Source organism: Sphingomonas koreensis, assembly GCF_002797435.1.
In the GTDB taxonomy this organism is placed as follows: Bacteria; Pseudomonadota; Alphaproteobacteria; order Sphingomonadales; family Sphingomonadaceae; genus Sphingomonas; species Sphingomonas koreensis.
Window position 1 is genome coordinate 2299894 of record NZ_PGEN01000001.1, and the last position, 19310, is coordinate 2319203.

At 65.0% G+C, this 19310-nt stretch carries 21 protein-coding genes; 10 read left to right on the top strand and 11 right to left on the bottom strand.

Going from position 1 to position 19310, the window contains the following annotated elements; all coding sequences use genetic code 11:
* Positions 1-26: 26 nt before the first annotated feature.
* Genes dnaQ through BDW16_RS10825 form a run of 5 tightly spaced genes read right to left on the bottom strand, consistent with a single transcriptional unit; the run spans position 27 to position 3551 of the window.
* Positions 27-719 (bottom strand): DNA polymerase III subunit epsilon, encoded by a 693-nt coding sequence (gene dnaQ / locus BDW16_RS10805; protein ID WP_066578126.1) that lies wholly within the window; start codon positions 717-719, stop codon positions 27-29.
* Positions 720-726: 7 nt separating this feature from the next.
* Positions 727-1320, bottom strand: coding sequence for a dephospho-CoA kinase (gene coaE / locus BDW16_RS10810; protein WP_066578129.1), 594 nt, complete (start codon positions 1318-1320; stop codon positions 727-729).
* A gap of 10 nt (positions 1321-1330) precedes the next feature.
* Positions 1331-2143 (bottom strand): shikimate dehydrogenase family protein, encoded by an 813-nt coding sequence (locus BDW16_RS10815; protein ID WP_066578130.1) that lies wholly within the window; start codon positions 2141-2143, stop codon positions 1331-1333.
* Positions 2140-2727: a Maf family protein gene (locus BDW16_RS10820; RefSeq protein WP_083954297.1), complete on the bottom strand. Its 588-nt coding sequence runs from the start codon at positions 2725-2727 to the stop codon at positions 2140-2142. Before BDW16_RS10820 ends, BDW16_RS10815 begins: the two co-directional genes overlap by 4 nt.
* Positions 2724-3551 carry a pyruvate, water dikinase regulatory protein gene (locus BDW16_RS10825; protein WP_174532056.1) on the bottom strand — a complete coding sequence of 276 codons (828 nt, stop codon included), beginning with the start codon at positions 3549-3551 and terminating at the stop codon, positions 2724-2726. The genes BDW16_RS10820 and BDW16_RS10825 overlap by 4 nt, the downstream gene beginning before the upstream one ends.
* A 297-nt stretch (positions 3552-3848) precedes the next feature.
* Here BDW16_RS10825 and hemE point away from each other — a divergent pair, with 297 nt between their 5' ends.
* From hemE to BDW16_RS10845, 4 genes are all read left to right on the top strand, one after another.
* The gene (gene hemE / locus BDW16_RS10830; protein ID WP_066578132.1) at positions 3849-4904 is read left to right on the top strand and encodes a uroporphyrinogen decarboxylase; all 1056 of its coding nucleotides are present in this window, start codon (positions 3849-3851) and stop codon (positions 4902-4904) included.
* Positions 4901-5356, top strand: coding sequence for a CopD family protein (locus tag BDW16_RS10835; protein ID WP_066578135.1), 456 nt, complete (start codon positions 4901-4903; stop codon positions 5354-5356). Before hemE ends, BDW16_RS10835 begins: the two co-directional genes overlap by 4 nt.
* A 150-nt stretch (positions 5357-5506) precedes the next feature.
* The gene (rho, locus tag BDW16_RS10840) at positions 5507-6763 is read left to right on the top strand and encodes a transcription termination factor Rho (protein ID WP_066578138.1); all 1257 of its coding nucleotides are present in this window, start codon (positions 5507-5509) and stop codon (positions 6761-6763) included.
* Between the two features lie 24 nt (positions 6764-6787).
* Positions 6788-7465 (top strand): YjbE family putative metal transport protein, encoded by a 678-nt coding sequence (locus BDW16_RS10845; RefSeq protein WP_066578144.1) that lies wholly within the window; start codon positions 6788-6790, stop codon positions 7463-7465.
* Between the two features lie 56 nt (positions 7466-7521).
* Here the strand turns inward: BDW16_RS10845 and BDW16_RS10850 are convergent, their stop codons facing one another.
* Complete coding sequence (locus BDW16_RS10850; protein ID WP_066578147.1) at positions 7522-8214, bottom strand: dienelactone hydrolase family protein; 693 nt, start codon at positions 8212-8214, stop codon at positions 7522-7524.
* Positions 8215-8226: 12 nt separating this feature from the next.
* Positions 8227-8472 carry a hypothetical protein gene (locus tag BDW16_RS10855; RefSeq protein WP_066578153.1) on the bottom strand — a complete coding sequence of 82 codons (246 nt, stop codon included), beginning with the start codon at positions 8470-8472 and terminating at the stop codon, positions 8227-8229.
* A gap of 50 nt (positions 8473-8522) precedes the next feature.
* Here BDW16_RS10855 and BDW16_RS10860 point away from each other — a divergent pair, with 50 nt between their 5' ends.
* The 6 genes from BDW16_RS10860 to BDW16_RS10885 are packed head-to-tail and all read left to right on the top strand — an operon-like array spanning position 8523 to position 14232.
* Positions 8523-8756 (top strand): DUF6489 family protein, encoded by a 234-nt coding sequence (locus BDW16_RS10860; RefSeq protein WP_066578155.1) that lies wholly within the window; start codon positions 8523-8525, stop codon positions 8754-8756.
* Positions 8753-10042, top strand: coding sequence for a tRNA uridine-5-carboxymethylaminomethyl(34) synthesis GTPase MnmE (gene mnmE, locus BDW16_RS10865; RefSeq protein ID WP_066578157.1), 1290 nt, complete (start codon positions 8753-8755; stop codon positions 10040-10042). The genes BDW16_RS10860 and mnmE overlap by 4 nt, the downstream gene beginning before the upstream one ends.
* A 56-nt stretch (positions 10043-10098) precedes the next feature.
* Positions 10099-11934, top strand: coding sequence for a tRNA uridine-5-carboxymethylaminomethyl(34) synthesis enzyme MnmG (gene mnmG, locus BDW16_RS10870; RefSeq protein ID WP_066578159.1), 1836 nt, complete (start codon positions 10099-10101; stop codon positions 11932-11934).
* Positions 11931-12539 carry a 16S rRNA (guanine(527)-N(7))-methyltransferase RsmG gene (rsmG, locus tag BDW16_RS10875; RefSeq protein ID WP_066578162.1) on the top strand — a complete coding sequence of 203 codons (609 nt, stop codon included), beginning with the start codon at positions 11931-11933 and terminating at the stop codon, positions 12537-12539. The genes mnmG and rsmG overlap by 4 nt, the downstream gene beginning before the upstream one ends.
* The gene (locus BDW16_RS10880) at positions 12536-13315 is read left to right on the top strand and encodes a ParA family protein (RefSeq protein ID WP_066578166.1); all 780 of its coding nucleotides are present in this window, start codon (positions 12536-12538) and stop codon (positions 13313-13315) included. The genes rsmG and BDW16_RS10880 overlap by 4 nt, the downstream gene beginning before the upstream one ends.
* The gene (locus tag BDW16_RS10885; protein ID WP_066578168.1) at positions 13312-14232 is read left to right on the top strand and encodes a ParB/RepB/Spo0J family partition protein; all 921 of its coding nucleotides are present in this window, start codon (positions 13312-13314) and stop codon (positions 14230-14232) included. Before BDW16_RS10880 ends, BDW16_RS10885 begins: the two co-directional genes overlap by 4 nt.
* A gap of 386 nt (positions 14233-14618) precedes the next feature.
* Here the strand turns inward: BDW16_RS10885 and holA are convergent, their stop codons facing one another.
* From holA to BDW16_RS10905, 4 genes are read right to left on the bottom strand one after another with little or no spacing between them, the layout of a single operon-like run.
* Complete coding sequence (gene holA / locus BDW16_RS10890; protein ID WP_066578170.1) at positions 14619-15641, bottom strand: DNA polymerase III subunit delta; 1023 nt, start codon at positions 15639-15641, stop codon at positions 14619-14621.
* Positions 15638-16141, bottom strand: a complete 504-nt coding sequence (gene lptE / locus BDW16_RS10895; protein WP_066578172.1) for an LPS assembly lipoprotein LptE — start codon at positions 16139-16141, stop codon at positions 15638-15640. Before lptE ends, holA begins: the two co-directional genes overlap by 4 nt.
* Positions 16138-18642 (bottom strand): leucine--tRNA ligase, encoded by a 2505-nt coding sequence (gene leuS / locus BDW16_RS10900; RefSeq protein WP_066578174.1) that lies wholly within the window; start codon positions 18640-18642, stop codon positions 16138-16140. Before leuS ends, lptE begins: the two co-directional genes overlap by 4 nt.
* Positions 18643-18685: 43 nt before the next feature.
* Positions 18686-19135, bottom strand: coding sequence for a DUF3576 domain-containing protein (locus BDW16_RS10905; protein ID WP_066578369.1), 450 nt, complete (start codon positions 19133-19135; stop codon positions 18686-18688).
* Positions 19136-19310: the final 175 nt, after the last annotated feature.

A 19310-nucleotide genomic window follows, 5' to 3' on the forward strand; every position in this document is an offset into this window, starting at 1 on the left:
GCAGCTAGGAACGCACGCGGCAGCCGTCAACCGGCTGCCGGATTGCCCCAAAGCGGCTCCTCGAACCCGGCCATAAACGCCGAATGGCGGGCCAGTTCCTCATCGCTCGGCACAAAAACCCGTGCCGGGCGCGCGTTGCTCTTCACCGCGGCGGCCTCCACCCGCTCGCTCGCCGCTGCAGCCTCTACCGCGAGGCCCAGCGTGATCTGCCGTCCGCCGGTCAGCTCGATGAACACCTGCGCCAGCAGCTGCGCGTCGAGCAGCGCGCCATGCAGCTCGCGCGCCGAAAGATCGATGCCGTAACGCACGCACAGCGCATCCAGCGTGTGCTTCGCGCCGGGATGCTTCGCGCGCGCCATGGTCAGCGTATCGACGATGCGCTCCACCTGGAGCAGCGGGCGCCCGCAAGCACCCAGCTCGCCGTTGATAAAGCCAAAATCGAACATCGCATTGTGCGCGATCAGCGGGCAATCACCCAGAAACTCGATCAGCTCGTCGCAAACCTCGGGAAAGCGCGGCTTGTCGGCCAGAAAGGCTTCGGAAAGGCCGTGCACCGCGAACGCCTCAACCGGCATGTCGCGATCGGGATTGAGGTAGCGATGGAAGCTGCGACCGGTAGGTACGCGGTTCACCAGCTCGACACAGCCGATCTCCACCAGCCGGTGCCCTGCATTGAAGCTGAGGCCGGTGGTTTCGGTATCGAACACGATTTCCCGCATGAGCTGACTATCGGCCTTCCGTGCCCGCTAGGCAAGCGATGACCGCGCGAACCGCCGAACGCGTTTCGTCCAGCGTACCGCCGGTGGGGATCACGAAATCGGCACGCTTGCGCTTTTCGGAGTCGGGCATCTGCTTGGAAAGAATCGACTCGAACCGTTCCCCGGTCATTCCCGGCCGCGCGAGAACACGTGCGCGCTGGATGTCTGCAGGCGCGGAAACGACAGCGATCTTATCGACTTGCTGCCACCCCCCCGCCTCGAACAGCAACGGGATGTCGAGCACGACCAGCGGCTGCGCGCGATTCGATTCGAGAAACGCGGCGCGTTCGTCCGCGACGGCGGGGTGGACGATCGCCTCCAATCGCTTGAGCGCATCCGGATTACCGAAGACGGCCTTGCCCAAAAGCGCCCGGTCTACGCCCGATTCGCCGGTCGTACCGGGAAATGCCGACTCGATCTGCCGCACCAGCCGTCCCCCCGGGCCCTGCAGCCTGTGAACCTCGGCATCGGCATCGAACACCGGCACGCCATCGTCAGCGAACATCGCCGCGACGGTCGACTTGCCCATGCCGATCGATCCAGTGAGGCCCAAGATGATCATCGACGCATGATCATGCGGTGAGCAGCGCCCGCAACTCGGCATCATGCTCGCGGGGCGGAGCGTTGCCGAAGAACAATTCGAAGGCGAGCGCTGCCTGGCCGATCAGCATCTCCAGCCCGTCGACCGTATCCAGATCGCGCGCGCGCGCCGCAGCCAGCAACCCTGTCTCAAGCGGGGCATAGACCGCGTCATAGACCACGGCATCGTCGGGCAGGTTGCCGAGATCGAGCTCCAGCGGCGGCTGCCCGGTCATCCCGAGCGAGCTGGCATTGACCAGCAGCGCCACCGGCGGGATCGGCGCATTCAGCGCGACCACATCGCCCTTCAACCCGAAGGTCGCGAGCAGCCCCATCGCCTTCAGGGGCGAGCGGTTGAGGATCGTCACATGCCCGACCCCGGCGCGTGCCAGCGCGAACAGGATCGCGCGCGCCGCACCACCCGCACCGACCATGGCGACCGGCGCGCCCTCAAGGTCGAACTCGGCGAGCGGCGCATAGAATCCCGCCGCATCGGTATTGGTGCCGATCAGCGTTCCCTCCGCGCTGCGGAACACCGTGTTGATCGCCCCGATCGTGTCGCGCACGCCGCCGGGATCGGGGACATGATCGAGCGACGCGATCTTGTGCGGCGCGGTGATGTTGCAGCCACGCCAGTTCGGATCGTCGCGGCGCGAAGCGAAGAAGCCGGCCAGCCCCTCGGCGGTGACATGCGTCTTCCGATAGGATGCGGAAAGGCCGAGCTTGTCGAGCCAGAACCCGTGGATCACCGGCGATTTGGACTGGGCGATCGGGTCACCGATCACTTCGGCATAGGCATTGGTCATGACGTCAACACGCCCCTTGTACGCAGATAATCGAGGATGTTCAGCAGGGGCATGCCGAGGATCGTGTACTGGCTCCCCTCCATCCGGGAGAAGAGCTGCACCCCGCGGCCCTCGACCCGGTAGCAGCCGACACACCCCGCGATCGCCGGCCATTCGGCATCGAGATAGTCGGCGATGAACGCATCGGAGAGCGGCCGTACAGTCAGGCGCGCACGATCGACATGGCGCCAGACCGGGCGGCCGTTCTCGGCAATCACTGCGGCGCTGTAGAGATCGTGGCGCTTGCCCGAGAGCAGGCGGAGATGCCGCTGCGCATCGGCGCGATCGACCGGCTTGTCGAGCAGAATGCCGTCCTCGATCGCCACGACCGAATCGCAGCCGAGCACCAAGGTGCCGGGGACCCGCTGGCTCACCTTGAGCGCCTTGAGCTCGGCAAGCGCGTCGGCCAAGTCGCGCGGCGCAACTCCTGCAAGTCCCGCCTTGGCGGCGTCCTCGTCGACATGTGCGGCCAGCGCCTCATGCGGCACCCCGGCGGCAGTCAGCATCGCGCGGCGCGAGGCGCTGGTAGACGCGAGCACGATCATTCGGCACGCGTCCCCGAGCCCGTCGCGCGCTCGTTGCACAAGGTGATGATCGCTGCCGCGGTTTCCTCGATCGAGCGGCGGGTGACGTCGATCACCGGCCAGCCATTGTCGGCAAACATGCGCCGGGCATAGGCGACCTCGCGCTGTACCGCCTCATGCTCGACATAGGAGGTCTCGTCCTGCTGGTTGAGCGAGAGCAGGCGGTTGCGGCGCACCTGGATCAACCGCTCGGGGCTGGTGGTGAGGCCCACGACCATCGGATGCTTGAGCGCGAACAGGGTGGAAGGCGGCGGGGATTCGGGGACGATCGGGATGTTTGCGACCTTGAACCCGCGATTGGCGAGATAGATCGAGGTCGGCGTCTTGGAGGTGCGCGACACGCCGGCAAGGAGGATATCCGCCTCCTCCCAATTCTCCCAATTGACCCCGTCGTCATGCGCGATGGTGAACTGGATCGCGTCGACACGCGCGAAATAGGCGGCGTCGAGCGTATGCTGCCGGCCCGGCCGCGCCTTCATCTCCTGCCCCAGCATGCTCGACAGCGCGTGGTTGACCGGATCGAGCGGCGCCACCGCCGGCAGGCCGATCGCACGGCAGCGCGTTTCCAGCGTGCGGCGAATCTCGGGATTGACCAGCGTGAAGATCACCAGCCCGGGATTCTGCGCGATCTCGCCCAGGATACGTTCGAGATGCGTCTCGCTTCGTACCATCGGCCAGAAATGGCGCAGCACCTCGACATCGTCGAACTGCGCCAGCGCGGCCTTGGCGATATTCTCCAGCGTCTCGCCGGTAGAATCGGAGAGCAAATGGAGGTGCAGCCGCATCAGCGGGACAGATCTGTGGAAAACATGCGGAAAATCGCTAGCGCAACGGCAGGGGCACGCCAAGCGGCCCGATCGATCCACGATCAGGGCAACTCATCCACAACGCGTTCCACATGGGTCCGGATGCACGCACAGCCTGTGGATGATGTGGACGGCATCTGCGACTCCGCGGCGAATCGCGGGCGATTCCGGCGTCAATCTGTTGGCAGAATGGGCACGAACGCCTAAGCCCCGGCATCCACGCGCCAACTAACAACAACATCCTTCTTTGAATCTTTTCTTCTTTTAGAAGATGGAATGAGCGGTCCTGTGAATTCGAACCTTCTGCCCTCAAAGCCCCTTCTCGATGTGCTTTCCGGAAAGCGCGTCGATGCGCCGCCGATGTGGCTCATGCGCCAGGCCGGACGCTATCTTCCCGAATATCGCGCATTGCGGGCGGAGAAGGGCGGGTTCCTCGAGCTGGTCAACGACAGCGAAGCGGCAGCCGAGGTCACCCTCCAGCCGATCCGGCGTTTCGGCTTCGACGGCGCGATCCTCTTTTCCGACATCCTCGTCGTGCCCCATGCGCTGGGACAGGATCTGTGGTTCGAGGCGGGCGAAGGACCTCGGCTGGCCCCCAAGCTGGTCGATCATGCGCTGGAAAGCCTCACTGCGGCCCCTGAGCGGCTGAATCCGGTGTACGGAACGGTCCGCCGGGTTGCAGCCGCGCTTCCGGCTCAAACCGCCTTCCTGGGCTTTGCAGGGAGCCCCTGGACCAACGCGACCTATATGGTGGCCGGACAGGGCAGCCGTGACCAGAGCGAGACGCGGCGAATGGCCTATGCCGATCCGGGCGCATTCGGAGCGATCATCGATGCGATCGTCGCGATGTCGATCGATTATCTGGCGAAGCAGGTCGAAGCGGGCGTCGAGGCGGTGCAGCTGTTCGACAGCTGGGCCGGATCCTTGTCACCCGCACAGTTCGAACGCTGGGTGATTGCGCCCAATGCGGCCATCGTCGCAGGTCTGCGTGCGCGATGTCCGCAGGTGAGGATCATCGGCTTTCCCAAGGGTGCGGGCGGCAAGCTCGCCGCCTATGCCCGCGAAACCGGGGTGGACGCGATCGGGCTGGACGAGACGGTCGATCCCGTCTGGGCGCATCGCGAACTGCCAGCCGGGCTGCCCGTTCAGGGCAATCTCGATCCGCTGGCGCTGATCGCCGGCGGAACGGAGCTGGAGGCGGCGGTCCGGCGGGTGCTTGATGCGCTGTCAGACCGACCCCATATCTTCAATCTAGGGCACGGCATCCAGCAGGATACGCCGATCGCCCATGTCGACCAGCTGATCGGCATCGTTCGGGGGGCAGCCAAGTGACCGGATTTCTGGGCGCAGCCTATCTCTGGGTCAAAGCAGCGCACGTCATCTTCGTGATCTTCTGGATGGCGGGGCTGTTCATTCTGCCCCGGTATCTGGTTCACCATCAGGAAGCGCTGGCTGATCCGGCGCAGGCCAGGGCCTGGGCGGATCGCGAGGTGAAGCTGCGCCGCATGATTCTAACTCCTTCGATTGGCGTGGTCTGGGTGCTCGGCATCGCGTTGGCGATCAACCTCGGCCTTTTCGAGGGCGGAGCGGGGCTGGGCTGGCTGCATGCCAAGCTGCTCCTTGTCCTGCTGCTGTCGGGCTATCATGGCTGGGCCGTGGCATATTCTAAGCGGCTCGCGGCGGGACAGGGCAGCCTCTCCTCCCGCCAGTTGCGGATGATCAACGAGATCCCCGCAATCTTCGTCGCGCTGATCGTTGTTCTTGCCGTGGTACGCCCGTTCTGACCGCTTGACTTGAATCCGGCCGGAACCTAATCGCGCAACTGTCGTGTCGCCCTTCCGGCGGCTGCGGCATCCTTCCTTTTTCCTCAAGCCATCGCCAGCGTCTCAACGCCCGGAAACCTTCCCAGCGATCGCCACACGGACTCCCCCCAAATGCATCTCAAAGACCTCAAGAAGACCCCCCCCGCCGAGCTGGTGACGATGGCCGAGGAGCTCGGCGTCGAGAGCGCCTCGACGCTCCGCAAGCAGGATCTGATGTTCGCGATCCTCAAGGCCCAGGCCGAGAATGGCGAGCAGATCATGGGCGAGGGCACGATCGAAGTGCTCCAGGACGGCTTCGGCTTCCTGCGCAGCCCGCAGGCAAACTATCTCGCCGGTCCCGACGACATCTATGTCTCGCCCAACCAGGTGCGTAAGTTCGGCCTGCGCACCGGCGACACGGTCGAAGGCGAGATCCGCGCGCCCAAGGACGGCGAGCGCTATTTCGCCCTGACCAAGCTGGTCAGCGTCAACTTCGACGATCCCGATGCGGTGCGCCATCGCGTCAATTTCGATAACCTGACGCCGCTCTATCCCGAGCAGAAGCTGACCCTGGATCCGGCCGATCCCACCGTGAAGGACAAGTCGGCACGCGTCATCGACATCGTCTCGCCCCAGGGCAAGGGCCAGCGCACGCTGATCGTCGCGCCGCCCCGCGTCGGCAAGACGGTGATGCTCCAGAACATCGCCAAGGCGATCACCGACAACCATCCCGAAGTGTTCCTGCTGGTCCTGCTCATCGACGAGCGGCCTGAGGAAGTCACCGACATGCAGCGCAGCGTGAAGGGTGAGGTGGTGAGTTCGACGTTCGACGAGCCGGCGACCCGCCACGTCCAGGTCGCCGAAATGGTGATCGAGAAAGCCAAGCGCCTGGTCGAGCACAAGAAGGATGTCGTCATCCTGCTCGACTCGATCACGCGTCTCGGCCGCGCCTACAACACCGTCGTCCCCTCATCGGGCAAGGTGCTGACCGGCGGCGTCGATGCCAATGCACTCCAGCGTCCGAAGCGTTTCTTCGGCGCCGCGCGCAACATCGAGGAAGGCGGTTCGCTCTCGATTATCGCCACCGCGCTGATCGATACCGGCAGCCGCATGGACGAGGTGATCTTCGAAGAGTTCAAGGGCACCGGTAACTCCGAAATCGTCCTCGACCGCAAGGTTGCGGACAAGCGCATCTTCCCGGCGCTCGATGTCGGCAAATCGGGCACGCGCAAGGAAGAGCTGCTGGTCGAGAAGGGTACGCTCAGTAAGATGTGGGTCCTTCGCCGCATCCTCATGCAGATGGGTACCATCGACGCGATGGAGTTCCTGCTCGACAAGATGAAGGACTCGAAGACCAACGAGGACTTCTTCGACTCGATGAACCAGTAAGCGGCTTTGGGGGTTTAACAGGGCATGTCGGAACTCTGGGGGCATATCGTCCACGATTTCGCGGGGCTGTTCGCGGGCGATGCCAGCGCATGGCTCGCCTTCGGTCAGGTGATCCTGATCGATATCGTGCTGGCGGGCGACAATGCGATCGTCATTGGCGCGCTGGCAGCGGGCTTGCCTGCGGATCAGCGCAAGAAGGTGATCCTGATCGGCATCATCGCCGCACTGGTGCTGCGCATCGGTTTCGCGCTGGTGGTGACCCAGCTGATGGCAGTGATCGGCCTCGTCTTCGCGGGCGGCGTGCTGCTGCTCTGGGTCGCCTGGAAGATGTATCGTGAGATCGTCGTCGGCAGCCACAGCCCGGGATCGCCCGAGATCGAGGGCGACGAGCATTCGGGCCTGAAGCCCGCCAAGAGCTTTGCCGGGGCTGCCTGGGCGGTTGCGGTAGCCGATGTCTCGATGAGCCTCGACAACGTCCTGGCGGTCGCAGGTGCGGCACGCGCACATCCGGGCATTCTGATGGTCGGCCTGGTCATCGCGGTCGCGCTGATGGGCGTCGCAGCGAACATCATTGCCAAATATATCGAACGCTATCGCTGGATTGCCTGGGTCGGCCTGTTGGTTATCCTCTACGTCGCCGGGTCGATGATCTATTCGGGAATCGTCGACAAGGATATCGGGATCCTGCAGCTCTTCCACTAAGCTGCTGATCCAGAACGAAAACGGGCGGCGTCCATCAGGGCGCCGCCCTTTTCGTATCAGCCGATATGCTCGGCGAAGAAGGCTTCGGTGCGGCTGTCGGCGAGATGGGCCGCTGCCTCCGATCGGCGGTTGCCCATCTCGGTCGCGAAGCCATGGTCCTCGCCGGGATAGTCGTAGAGCGTGACGCGCGGGTGATCGTCGAGCCCTTCATGCATCTTCGCCTGAACCTCGGGCGGCACGAAGCCGTCATTGCCGGCGATGTGGAGTAGCAGCGGCCGGGCGATGGCATGCTTCTCGTTCAGCAGCCCGTCGACGCCAACCGCATAATAACCGACGCTGGCGTCGCTGTCGGTGCGTGCGGCGGTCATGTAGGCGAGGCGGCCGCCGAGGCAATAGCCGGTGACGCCCACCTTGCCGTCGGTCGCGGCGCGCGCGGCGCGGATCGCCGCCTCGATGTCCTCGATCCCCTTGTCCTGATCGAACTTGCCAAACAGGTCGAGCCCGCGCTGGAACTGGTCGGGGACGTCCGGGTCGAGCTGGATGCCGGGATCGAGCCGCCAGAACAGGTCGGGCGCGAAGGCGACATAGCCCTTGGACGCCCAGTGATCGCATTTGCGGCGGATTCCCTCATTCACGCCGAAGACCTCCTGGATGACGATGATGGCGCCGCGCGGCGATTCTTCGGGATCTGCGCGATAGGCGACAAAGCTGCCGCTGCCATCGAGGCTGTGAATCGTGGTGGTCGCCATTCGTATCTCCTGTCAGAGGTGGCGCTGCTCGTGATCGAGCAGCTTTTGCGAGGTCGCCGGGTCGTTCAAGTAGAAGTTATTGAAATTCCAATATAAATAGGCGCGTATCTGCTCCTCGGCTTCACGAACGATATCCGTTTCACCCTGTCGCACGCTAATTTCCGAGCCCAGATCGATACGGATCTTCGTTTCGCCAGCGCCTTCGATGGGGGCGGGGCCGATGGGCGTTGCGATCAGGACATGGTCGCGCGCATACATGGGACTAGCGTAGGGCAGGGCGAGCGTCCCGCTCAAGCGGAGAAGAGCCTATGAAGATCAATGTCGAGATCGATTGCACGCCCGAGGAAGCCCGGCGCACGATGGGGTTGCCGGATTTCACGCCGGTTCACGACCATTATATCAAGATGCTGCTCGATTCGATGGACAAGGGGATGGTGAATCCCGATATGATCGAGTCGATGATGAAAGGCTGGATGCCAATGGGCGAGGCCGGAATGAATTTCTGGCGCGGCATGTTCGACATGGGCAAGCGTAGCGAGTGACCGACACGATCTTCGCGCTATCGAGCGGGCAGGTACCCGCGGCGATCGGCGTGATCCGTATTTCCGGACCTAAAGCGTTCGTGGCGGTAGAAGCGCTCGCGGGTAGCTTGCCGCCGCCACGCCGCGCATCGTTGCGAACGTTACGCACAAAAGACGCGCATCTCGACCGGGCGCTCGTGCTGATCTTCCCTGGTCCTGAAACGGCGACTGGAGAGGATCTTGCGGAACTTCACGTCCACGGCGGCCGGGCAGTCGTGCGGGCGATCGAGTCGGCGCTTTCCACCGTACCGGGCCTGCGTAGCGCCGAAGCGGGAGAGTTTACACGGCGAGCGCTCGGCAACGGTCGGATCGACCTGACCGAGGCGGAAGGTCTGGCGGACTTGCTTGCGGCCGAGACCGAGGCACAGCGTCGTGCGGCAATGCGAGCTGCCGAGGGCGGCATGCGTCAGCGGATCGGCAACTGGGCAACGCGTACACTGCAATTCTCCGCGGCGATCGAGGCGCTGCTCGATCATGCCGATGAGGATGATATCGCTGCCGAAGCCGGCTTGCTCGATCAGGTGCGTGCGGATGCGCGGACATTGGCGGCGGAGATCGAGGCGCTGCTGGCCGAGCCGGGGATAGAGCGGCTGCGCGATGGAATCCGCGTCGTGCTCGCCGGATCGCCCAATGCCGGCAAGTCGACCTTGCTCAACGCGTTGGTCGGGCGTGAGGCGGCGATCGTTTCGCCGCTTGCGGGAACGACGCGGGACCGGATCGAGGCTCCGGTGATGCGGGACGGTGTTGCCTATCTGCTCACCGATACCGCCGGATTGCACGATGCACCGTCGGACATGGTCGAGGAGATCGGAATCGTCCGGGCGAAGGAGGCGCTCGATCAGGCGGACTTGATCCTGTGGCTTGACGACGTTCCGCCGCCCGCATTGACCGCGCCACACATCCTGATCCATCCTCGAACCGACGAGCCCGGACGTGGGGCCGTCGTGGACCGCCGGTTGCGTGTGTCCGCCCGGACCGGGGAGGGGATGGCGCAGTTGTGGGAGCGGATCGCCGAGCTGGCTGGAGCCATGCTTCCGACACCGGACGCCATCCCGTTCAATCGTCGCCAGCGTGATCTCGCGGCATTGGCCGCGGCATCTCTACGTGGCGTGGCCGAGGGAAGCGACCTGCTGCTGATCGCGGAGGAGCTGCGGCGCGCGCTGCGCGCCTTCGACCGGATCACCGGCGCCGCCGATGTCGAGGCGATGCTCGACACGCTGTTCGGGCGCTTTTGCATCGGTAAGTAGATGTTCCACGTGGAACGCTTTTGACCCGGGCCCCCGCCGGCGCTATTTCGGGCGCCATGCGGACATGGGATGTGATCGTGATCGGCGGCGGACACGCCGGAACCGAAGCGGCTGCGGCGGCTGCGCGCTGTGGCGCGCGCGCCGCGCTTGTCACCTTCGACCCGGCGATGCTTGGCGCGATGTCATGCAACCCCGCCATCGGGGGCCTCGGCAAAGGTCATCTGGTGCGCGAAGTCGATGCGCTGGATGGCCTGATCGGACGCGCCGCGGACCAGGCGGCGATCCATTATCGCCTGCTCAATCGATCCAAGGGCCCGGCTGTACAGGGTCCGCGGGTTCAGGCGGACCGCAGGCGCTACGCCGCTGCGATCCAGACGATGCTGGCTGCCCAGGCGGGGCTCGATATCGTTGAAGGTGAGGCAGTGGGCTTGCTGATCGAGCAGGGACGGGTGAACGGCGTCCAGTTGGGTGATGGCGAGATGCTGCGTTGCGCGGCGGCGGTCATCGCCAGCGGTACCTTTCTGGGCGGGCGCATCTTCCGAGGCGAGGAGCGCGAGACGGGCGGACGCGTCGGCGAGCGTGCCGCTACCGCGTTAGGAATCCAGTTACGCGAACTTGCGCTTCCGATCACGCGCCTGAAGACGGGCACCCCGCCGCGTCTGGACGGCCGCACGATCGACTGGGGCGCGCTCGAAGAACAGCCCTCCGACACGGAATCGTGGCGAATGTCCCCGCTGACATGCACGCCGCGCCTGCGCCAACTCGCTTGTGCTATCACGCGTACGACGCACGAAACGCACGATATCATCCGGGGTGGTCTCGACCGCTCGCCGCTGTTCAGCGGCGCGATCGAGGCCGGCGGTCCGCGCTACTGCCCGTCGATCGAGGACAAGATCTTCCGCTTCGGCGACCGCGACGGGCATCAGATCTTCCTCGAGCCGGAGGGGCTGGACACCAATCTGGTCTATCCCAATGGCCTTTCGACCTCACTGCCGACCGATGTGCAGGCAGCGATGATCGCGTCGATCCCGGGGCTGGCACGCGCGGCGATCGTCACGCCGGGCTATGCCGTGGAGTATGACCATGTCGATCCGCGCGCGCTGGAGGCTTCGCTTGAGTGCCGAGATGTGCCGGGACTGTTCTGCGCGGGTCAGATCAACGGCACGACGGGCTATGAGGAAGCGGCGGCGCAAGGGCTGGTTGCCGGGGTCAACGCCGCGGCGCTGGCGCTCGGCCAGGCGCCGATGATCCTGCCGCGCGAGCTCAGCTATATCGGCGTGATGATCGACGACCTCACGCTTCAGGGCGTGACCGAGCCCTATCGCATGCTGACGGCCCGCGCCGAGTATCGCCTGCGCCTGCGTGCCGACAATGCCGAGACCAGGCTGGGTGCGATCGGAGAAACGGCCGGTTGCATCGGCGAGGTCCGGCAAGCGCATCAGCGGCGCCGCCGCGAGGACCGCGCGGCGCTCGATGCGCGCTTCACCGCGCCGCTGACAGCCCGCCAGCTGGGGCAGGCGGGGGCATCGGTATCTCAGGATGGCGCGCGTCGCAGCGCGTTTGAGTGGTTGCGCTTTCCGGGGGTTAGCATCGCTCATCTCGGTCTGGATACCGGGGATGTCGATCCGGACCTGCTCGCCGAGTTGATCGAGGATGCGCGCTATGCGCCCTATCTGGAGCGGCAGGCAGCGGAGCAGGAGGCGATGGCACGATCCGATGCGACGCCGATCGCCGGATCGCTTGACTATGCGGCGATCCCCGGCCTGTCGAACGAGATGGTCGAGCGCTTGTCGCTCGCACGGCCGGCAACGGTTGGCGATGCCGCGCGCGTGCGCGGGATCACCCCGGCGGCGCTCACCGCCATCATGCTTCATGTTCGGCGTGCCGCATGACTGAGGATGAAGCCAGAGATTGGATCCGTGAGCGTTACGGTGTTTCACGTGAAACAAGGCTCGCACTGTTCGTCGAGCTGCTCCGCAAGGAAGCGGAGAAGCAGAATCTGATCGCACCCTCGACGCTCGATCAGATCTGGGCGCGGCATATCGTCGATTCGGCGCAGCTGCTGGCCCATGCGCCCGGCACTGGTATGTGGCTGGATATCGGTAGCGGTGCGGGGCTACCGGGGCTGGTCGTTGCGCTGCTTCGGGACGCGCCGGTCGAACTTGTCGAACCGCGCAAGCTGCGCACTGATTTTCTGTCGCGTGCAGCAGCGGAGCTGGATCTGAGCGACGTCTCCGTCCACACCGCGAAGATCGAACGGACCCAAGGGCCGGCAGCCGTCATCTCCGCCCGAGCCGTCGCACAGCTCGCCGACCTGTTCCGCATCGCCAGGCATCGATCCACGTCTTCCACAGTCTGGGTGCTGCCAAAGGGCCGAAATGCGCAATCGGAGGTGGAAGAGGCGCGCCGCAACTGGCATGGTTCCTTCCACGTGGAACCGAGCATTACGGCTCCCGATTCACTCATCGTCGTCGCTAAGGGGGTCCGCCCGAGATGATCTGCATCGCCATCGCGAACCAGAAGGGTGGGGTTGGCAAGACCACGAGCGCGATCAATGTCGGCACTGCGCTTGCCGCGACCGGGCAGCGCGTGCTGCTCCTCGACCTCGACCCGCAGGGGAATTGCTCGACAGGGCTCGGTATCAGCCGGGCCGATCGCGAGCGTTCAACCTATGATCTGCTGGTCGGCGATGTCACGCTGCAGGAGGTCGCCGTCGCGACCAAGGTTCCGGGGCTCGACATCGTTCCGGCCACGGTCGACCTGTCGGGCGCAGAGATCGAGCTGATCGAATTCGATGCGCGCACCCATCGTCTCGACAATGCGATCGATCGCAGCGAACAGCGCTGGGACGTGATCCTGATTGATTGCCCGCCCTCGCTAGGCCTGCTGACGATCAATGCGATGGTCGCGTCGGATGCGCTGCTGGTCCCGCTCCAATGCGAATTCTTTGCGCTGGAAGGACTGAGTCAGCTGCTGAGCACGGTCGAGCGGATTCGCAGCCGGTTCAATCCCGGCTTGTCGATCTTGGGCGTCGTGCTGACGATGTACGATCGCCGCAACCGCCTCACCGATCAGGTCGCGGACGATGTGCGCGCGGTGCTGGGGGGCGTCGTGTTCGACACGGTGATTCCGCGCAATGTTCGCCTCTCCGAAGCACCGAGCCATGGCATGCCGGCGCTGATCTACGACTATCGCTGCGCTGGCTCGGAAGCGTATATCGCGCTCGCTCGCGAGGTAATTGATCGACTGCCCAGGCTGAGGAAAGCCGCATGACCGACGAAACCACGCCATCCGCCTCCGTCACTCCGCTGCGCAAGCCGCGGCCCGGACTCGGTCGCGGGCTTAGCGCGCTGCTCGGCGATGCCGAGCGCGAGGAGCCGGTCCGCCCCGGTTCCGAGCATTCGCCGGGCGTCCGGATGTTGCCGGTCAGTTCGCTCGCGCCGCATCCGGAGCAGCCGCGGCGTCACTTCGACGAGGACGCGCTGGAGGAGCTGGCCAAGTCGATCGCGGCGCGCGGGCTGATCCAGCCGATCGTCGTGCGTCCGCATGGCAAGGAGTATCAGATCGTCGCAGGTGAGCGCCGCTGGCGAGCGGCGCAGCGGGTGCGGCTGCACGAGGTTCCGGTGATCGTCCGCGATCTCGACGAGGCCGAGACACTCGAGATCGCGATCATCGAGAATATCCAGCGCGAGGAGCTGAACGCGATCGAGGAAGCGGAGGCCTATGCCAAGCTGATCGGGCAGTTCGGCCATACGCAGGAAGTGTTGGCCAAGATCGTCCACAAGTCGCGGAGCCATATCGCCAACCTGCTACGCCTTCTCGATCTGCCGCCGAGCGTCCGCGAGCGCGTGGTCGAGGGTACGCTGACCATGGGTCATGCCCGCGCGCTTATCGGCGCGCCCGACCCCGAGAAGCTCGCCCGGATTGTCGTCGAGCGCGACCTGTCGGTGCGCGAGACCGAGAAGCTGGCGCGCGAAGCTAAGCCACGCGCGCCGGGGAAGGGGAACGGTCCGTCTTCCGATCTTGGCGCCAATGCCGATATCGCTGCGCTAGAGCGGCAGTTGGGCGATGTGCTCGGCCTCAATGTGAAGATCGGCTATGGCGACAAAGGCGGGACGATGACCCTGGCCTATTCGACGCTCGATCAGCTCGACATGATCTGCCAGCGGCTGACGGGTGAGAAAATATAGTATTTTCAGATGCTTAACTGATTTCTCCGTACCTCGCCCATGAGCCGAACACTTAAACGACCAGAATGGACGGTTGCTTGCCAATCCTCTCACACAGTCTCGGAGTTGCTGTCGCCATAACGGCGCTTCGCCGCGAGTTCCGCAGCTACCGGAGGAGGCACCGTCATGCATACGGCCGGCCCGTCCCGGACAGCTAAAACCTCATCTTCGATTAGCGGAGACCCTTTCTCCGCTCTCAATCGAGTAGAATCGCCACGAGAGCGGGTATCGGTACGATAGCTAGCTCGCCGTTGCGCAAACGGAGAGTGTTGCGGCGTTGCGGTATGATCGCAACCGAGAAGGAACCCGACTGACAGGTCTGACCTTATCAATCGATTGTTGTCCCTTCACCGCCCCCGCGCCGCGGCTCGCGACAGCGTCACCAACGCCTCGTCAGCGATCACCTGGCCCGCATTGCCGCCGGCACGGGTCATGCCGCGTTCCGCCTCCCGCACGCGTTCTACGGCGCGCGCCAGCATCGGGCTGGTCCAGCGGCGCAGCGCGATCTTGGTGCTCATCTCCTCCTTGAAGAAGACGCGGTGCTTCTTGACGACTTCATCGGGTGACGCGCCGCGGTCGATATCGGCGCGCATCTCGGCGAGGCTCATCAGTCGGCGGACGAGCTGGCGAAGCAGCGGAATCGCAGAGACGCCGGCCTGTTCGAGTCTGGCGAGCTCGATGCCGATCTCGGCCGCTCGGCCCTCGACCACCGCCTCGATCGCGCTCTGCATCTCTGCGTCGCCGAGATCGGCGCCGATTGCCTCCAGCGCCTCCATTCCCGCCTCACGCGGGCGATCGGGTGCGGCATCGAGATAGATGGAAAGCTTCTCGATCTCCCGCGCCAGCACAGCGCGATCGCCACCAGAGAGCGCCGCGAGCCGTTCGGCACTGCCGTTGATCAGCCTCAGGCCATTCTCGCGTGCGATTCCGGCGGCGAGCTGGGCCGCGTTGCGCGCGTCGGGGATATAGCAGGCATGCGCCATCGCGCCGGGTGCCGCGAGGACGAGTTTGAGCAGCCTTCCGGTGCCCTTCAGAGCCCCACCGACCGCGACCACGGGGTTCCCGGCCACTTCCGCGTCGAGCAGCAGCCGCACCGCCTCGGTACCGTCGTCGTCGATGCCGGCGATGCGGACATAGCGCGCGCCGCCGAACAGCGAGAGCGATGCGGCTTCGCCTGCGAGCCGTCCCGGGTCGCCCTTTAGCGAGGATCCTTCGATATCGATGCGCTCGGCCTCGGCCCCCATTGCCCGGCCGAGCCGCGCGGCGAGATCGTTGGCACCCGATTCGTCGGGGCCGTAGAGGAGGAAGAGGCGGATATCCGGCCCGGGCTTGTCCAGCCGGGCCCTAATCTGCGCTTCGCTGGCCTTCACTTGGTTTCGGAGGCGCGCGCGTAGCGGGCGAGGCGTGCGACGATCTGGTCGGCGACGATCCCCGACAGCCGCTCGAGCGCGCTCTTCTCAGCCGCGATCGTGGCATATTCCGAGCCAGCCACGTCAATGCCGGCGTCCGAGCCAGCGGTGGCATCGAGCACAACCTGCCCGGTCGCGAGGTCGACGAGCTGATAGCGTGCGCGCAACGTGCGACGCTCGCGCGTCACCACATCGTCGCGGCGTACGCCCAGGCCCTGGATCTGGTCGTCGAGCTTGATGTCGAGCCGATAGGCGGGGGTGCCGCTGCGTGTCGCCTCGATCCGGTCGCGGACCGCGTTGGCGACCAGCCAGCCGCTCTCGCCCTCGATCGGCGCGACCTCGACACCTGAGAGCATCGTCTGCACCGGACCGCCGACTCCCCCGCCATAAAGCGGCCGCAGCCCGCCACAGCCGCTGAGCGCGAGCGCCGAGAGCGCGAGCAGGGCTGGCGCGATTCTCATGCGACGATGTTCACCAGACGGTCGGGCACGACGATCACCTTCCTGGGGGTGGCGCCTTCCAGAATGCGCTGCACATTCGGGTTTGCCAAGGCCATCGCCTCGAGCGCGTCCTTCGCTTCGCCCTTTGCGGCCTTCACCGTGTCGCGCAGCTTGCCGTTGACCTGGATCGCGATCGTCACCTCGTCCTCGACCAGCAATGCCGGATCTACCTGCGGCCATTCCGCGTCGGCGATCAGCCCGTCATTCCCCATCGCTGCCCAGGCTTCCTCGGCCAGGTGCGGAACCATCGGCGCGGCGATCCGGATCGCGGTGCGGATCGCGCTGGCGCGCGAAGCACTCGGCTGCGCTTTCTCGATCGCGTTGACCAGTGCGTAGAGCTTGGCGACGGCCTTGTTGAACTGAAGCCCTTCGATGTCGGAAGCCACCCCGGCGATCGTCTGGTGCAGGATGCGATCGAGCGGCTTGTCCTCACCCTCCCAGGCCTCGAGCCCGTCGAACAGGCGCCACAGCCGCTGAACGAAGCGCCACGCACCCTCGATGCCGTTCTCGGTCCACTCGAGGTCGCGCTCGGGCGGCGAATCCGAAAGCACGAACCAGCGCACCGCGTCCGCACCATATTGGTCGACGATCGGTTCGGGATCGACGGTGTTCTTCTTGGACTTGGACATCTTCTCGATGCGGCCGACCGTCGCGGGATTGCCGCTCGATTCCTCGATCCAGATCTCGCCCTTGCGCACGACCTCGCCCGGCGAGAGCCAGCGACCATCGGCGGCCTTGTAGGTCTCGTGCGTCACCATGCCCTGGGTGAACAGCCCCTCGAACGGCTCGGCGATGTCGAGCATGCCGATGCGCTTGAGCGCGCGCGTCCAGAAGCGGGCATAGAGCAGGTGCAGGATCGCATGCTCTACCCCGCCGATATACTGGTTCACCGGCAGCCACTGTTCGGCGATCTTGCGGTCGAACGGCATGTCGCCGGGCTGGCTGGCGAAGCGGATGAAGTACCAGCTCGAATCGACGAACGTGTCGAGCGTGTCGGTCTCGCGCCGCGCGGGATTGCCGCAGCGCGGGCAATCGACATGCTTCCACGTCGGGTGACGATCGAGCGGGTTGCCGGGAATGTCGAAGCTGACGTCCTCGGGCAGCACCACGGGAAGCTGTTTCTTGGGCACCGGAACGACGCCGCACACTTCGCAATGGACGATCGGGATCGGCGTGCCCCAGTAACGCTGGCGGCTGACGCCCCAGTCGCGCAGGCGCCACACGGTGGTGCCCTTGCCCCAGCCGCCCGCCTCGGCGCGAGTAATCACCTCACGCTTGGCATCGGGGACGTCCATCCCGTCGAGGAAGTGCGAGTTCACCAGCGTGCCGGGCCCCGAATAGGCCTCCGCGTCGGTGAATTCGGGTTCCGTTCTGGCGCCGTCGGAGACCACGCGGCGGATCGGCAGGCCGTATTTGGTCGCGAACTCGAAATCGCGCTGGTCGTGCGCCGGCACGCCAAAGACGGCACCCGTGCCATAGTCCATCAGCACGAAATTGGCGATGTAGACCGGCAATTCCCAAGCGGGATCAAAGGGATGCGTCGCACGGATGCCGGTGTCGAAGCCCAGCTTCTCCTGCGTTTCCAGCTCGGCCGCGGTCGTGCCGCCCAGCTTGCACCGCGCGATGAACGCTTCGGCTTCGGGGCTGGTCTGCGCGAGTTTGCGTGCGATCGGATGGTCCGCCGCGATCGCGACGAAGCTCGATCCGAAGATCGTGTCGGGCCGCGTCGTGAAGACCTCGACGTCAGCGCCATCGGAGAGCTTGAACCGGAACTGCAGCCCCTCGGACTTGCCGATCCAGTTTTCCTGCATCAGCCGGACCTTGTCGGGCCATTTGTCGAGCGTGCCGAGACCGTCGAGCAGCTCGTCGGCGAAATCGGTGATCTTGAGGAACCACTGGTTGAGCTTCTTCTTCTCGACCAGCGCGCCCGATCGCCAGCCGCGGCCGTCGATCACCTGCTCATTGGCGAGCACGGTCATGTCGACCGGATCCCAGTTGACCGTCGATTCCTTGCGATAGACGAGTCCATTGGCGAACAGGTCCAGGAACAGCGCCTGCTCATGCCCGTAATAGTCGGGTTCGCACGTCGCGAGTTCGCGCGTCCAGTCGATGGCGAGGCCCAGCCGCTTGAGCTGCGCGCGCATCGTCGCGATGTTGTCGCGCGTCCAGCTTCCCGGATGGACCTTCTTTTCCATCGCCGCATTCTCGGCAGGCATGCCGAATGCGTCCCAGCCCATCGGGTGGAGCACTTCCATGCCCTTCATCCGCCGATAGCGGGTCAGCACGTCGCCCATCGTGTAGTTGCGGACATGGCCCATATGGATGCGCCCCGACGGATAGGGGAACATCTCGAGCACATAGGATTTGGGCTTTGGCGAGCTGTCGTCGGCGGCGAAGGTGCCGCGTTCCTCCCACAGCTTCTGCCACGCAGAATCGGCCTTCAGCGCGTTGAACCGCGACACATTTCTTCCTTCTTTTCGGAGCGGCGGGCGATCCCGCCCGCTCTCAATTCTCGACGATCGCCGCGCGGCGCAGGTCGCGGGCGCGAGTCAGGATGATGTCCTCTATCTTCTGCACCGTGGATGCTTCGACCGGCGAATCGACCCACTGGCCGTTGCGGTTGACCTGGCGCTGCGCGCTCACGCGAAGCGCATCGGCCCGCAGATCCTGGTCTAGGATCGCGACCGTCAGCTTGGTCCGCTCGGTCTGGAGGTTGGGATTCACGTACCAGTCGGTGACGATCACGCCCCCGTTCGAGTCGGTCTGCATGATGGGCGCGAACGAAACGGTGTCGAGTGCAGCGCGCCACAGATAGGCATTGACGCCGATCGTCGTGACCTTCGACGCGGCGAGATCCGCGCGAGGGCGTTCCTTGCCGCCGCCGCACGCGGCAAGCGGAGCCGTGAGGCTCAGGGCAAGGCTGCCCAGGATCGCGGTGCGCAACAGGCGGTTCATCGGCATCTTCCTATGGGAAACTCTATGGGTGGCCAGCATCTATAGATCGTCATGCGCCCGCCGCAAGCGCAAGCCGCTTTGTCCTGCCGGTGCGCCCCTATGTGCGTCTTGTGCAACACTTGCGGGGAAAAGCGATTCCACCTGTGGAACATTGCGGCCGAATCATGGTAGGCCC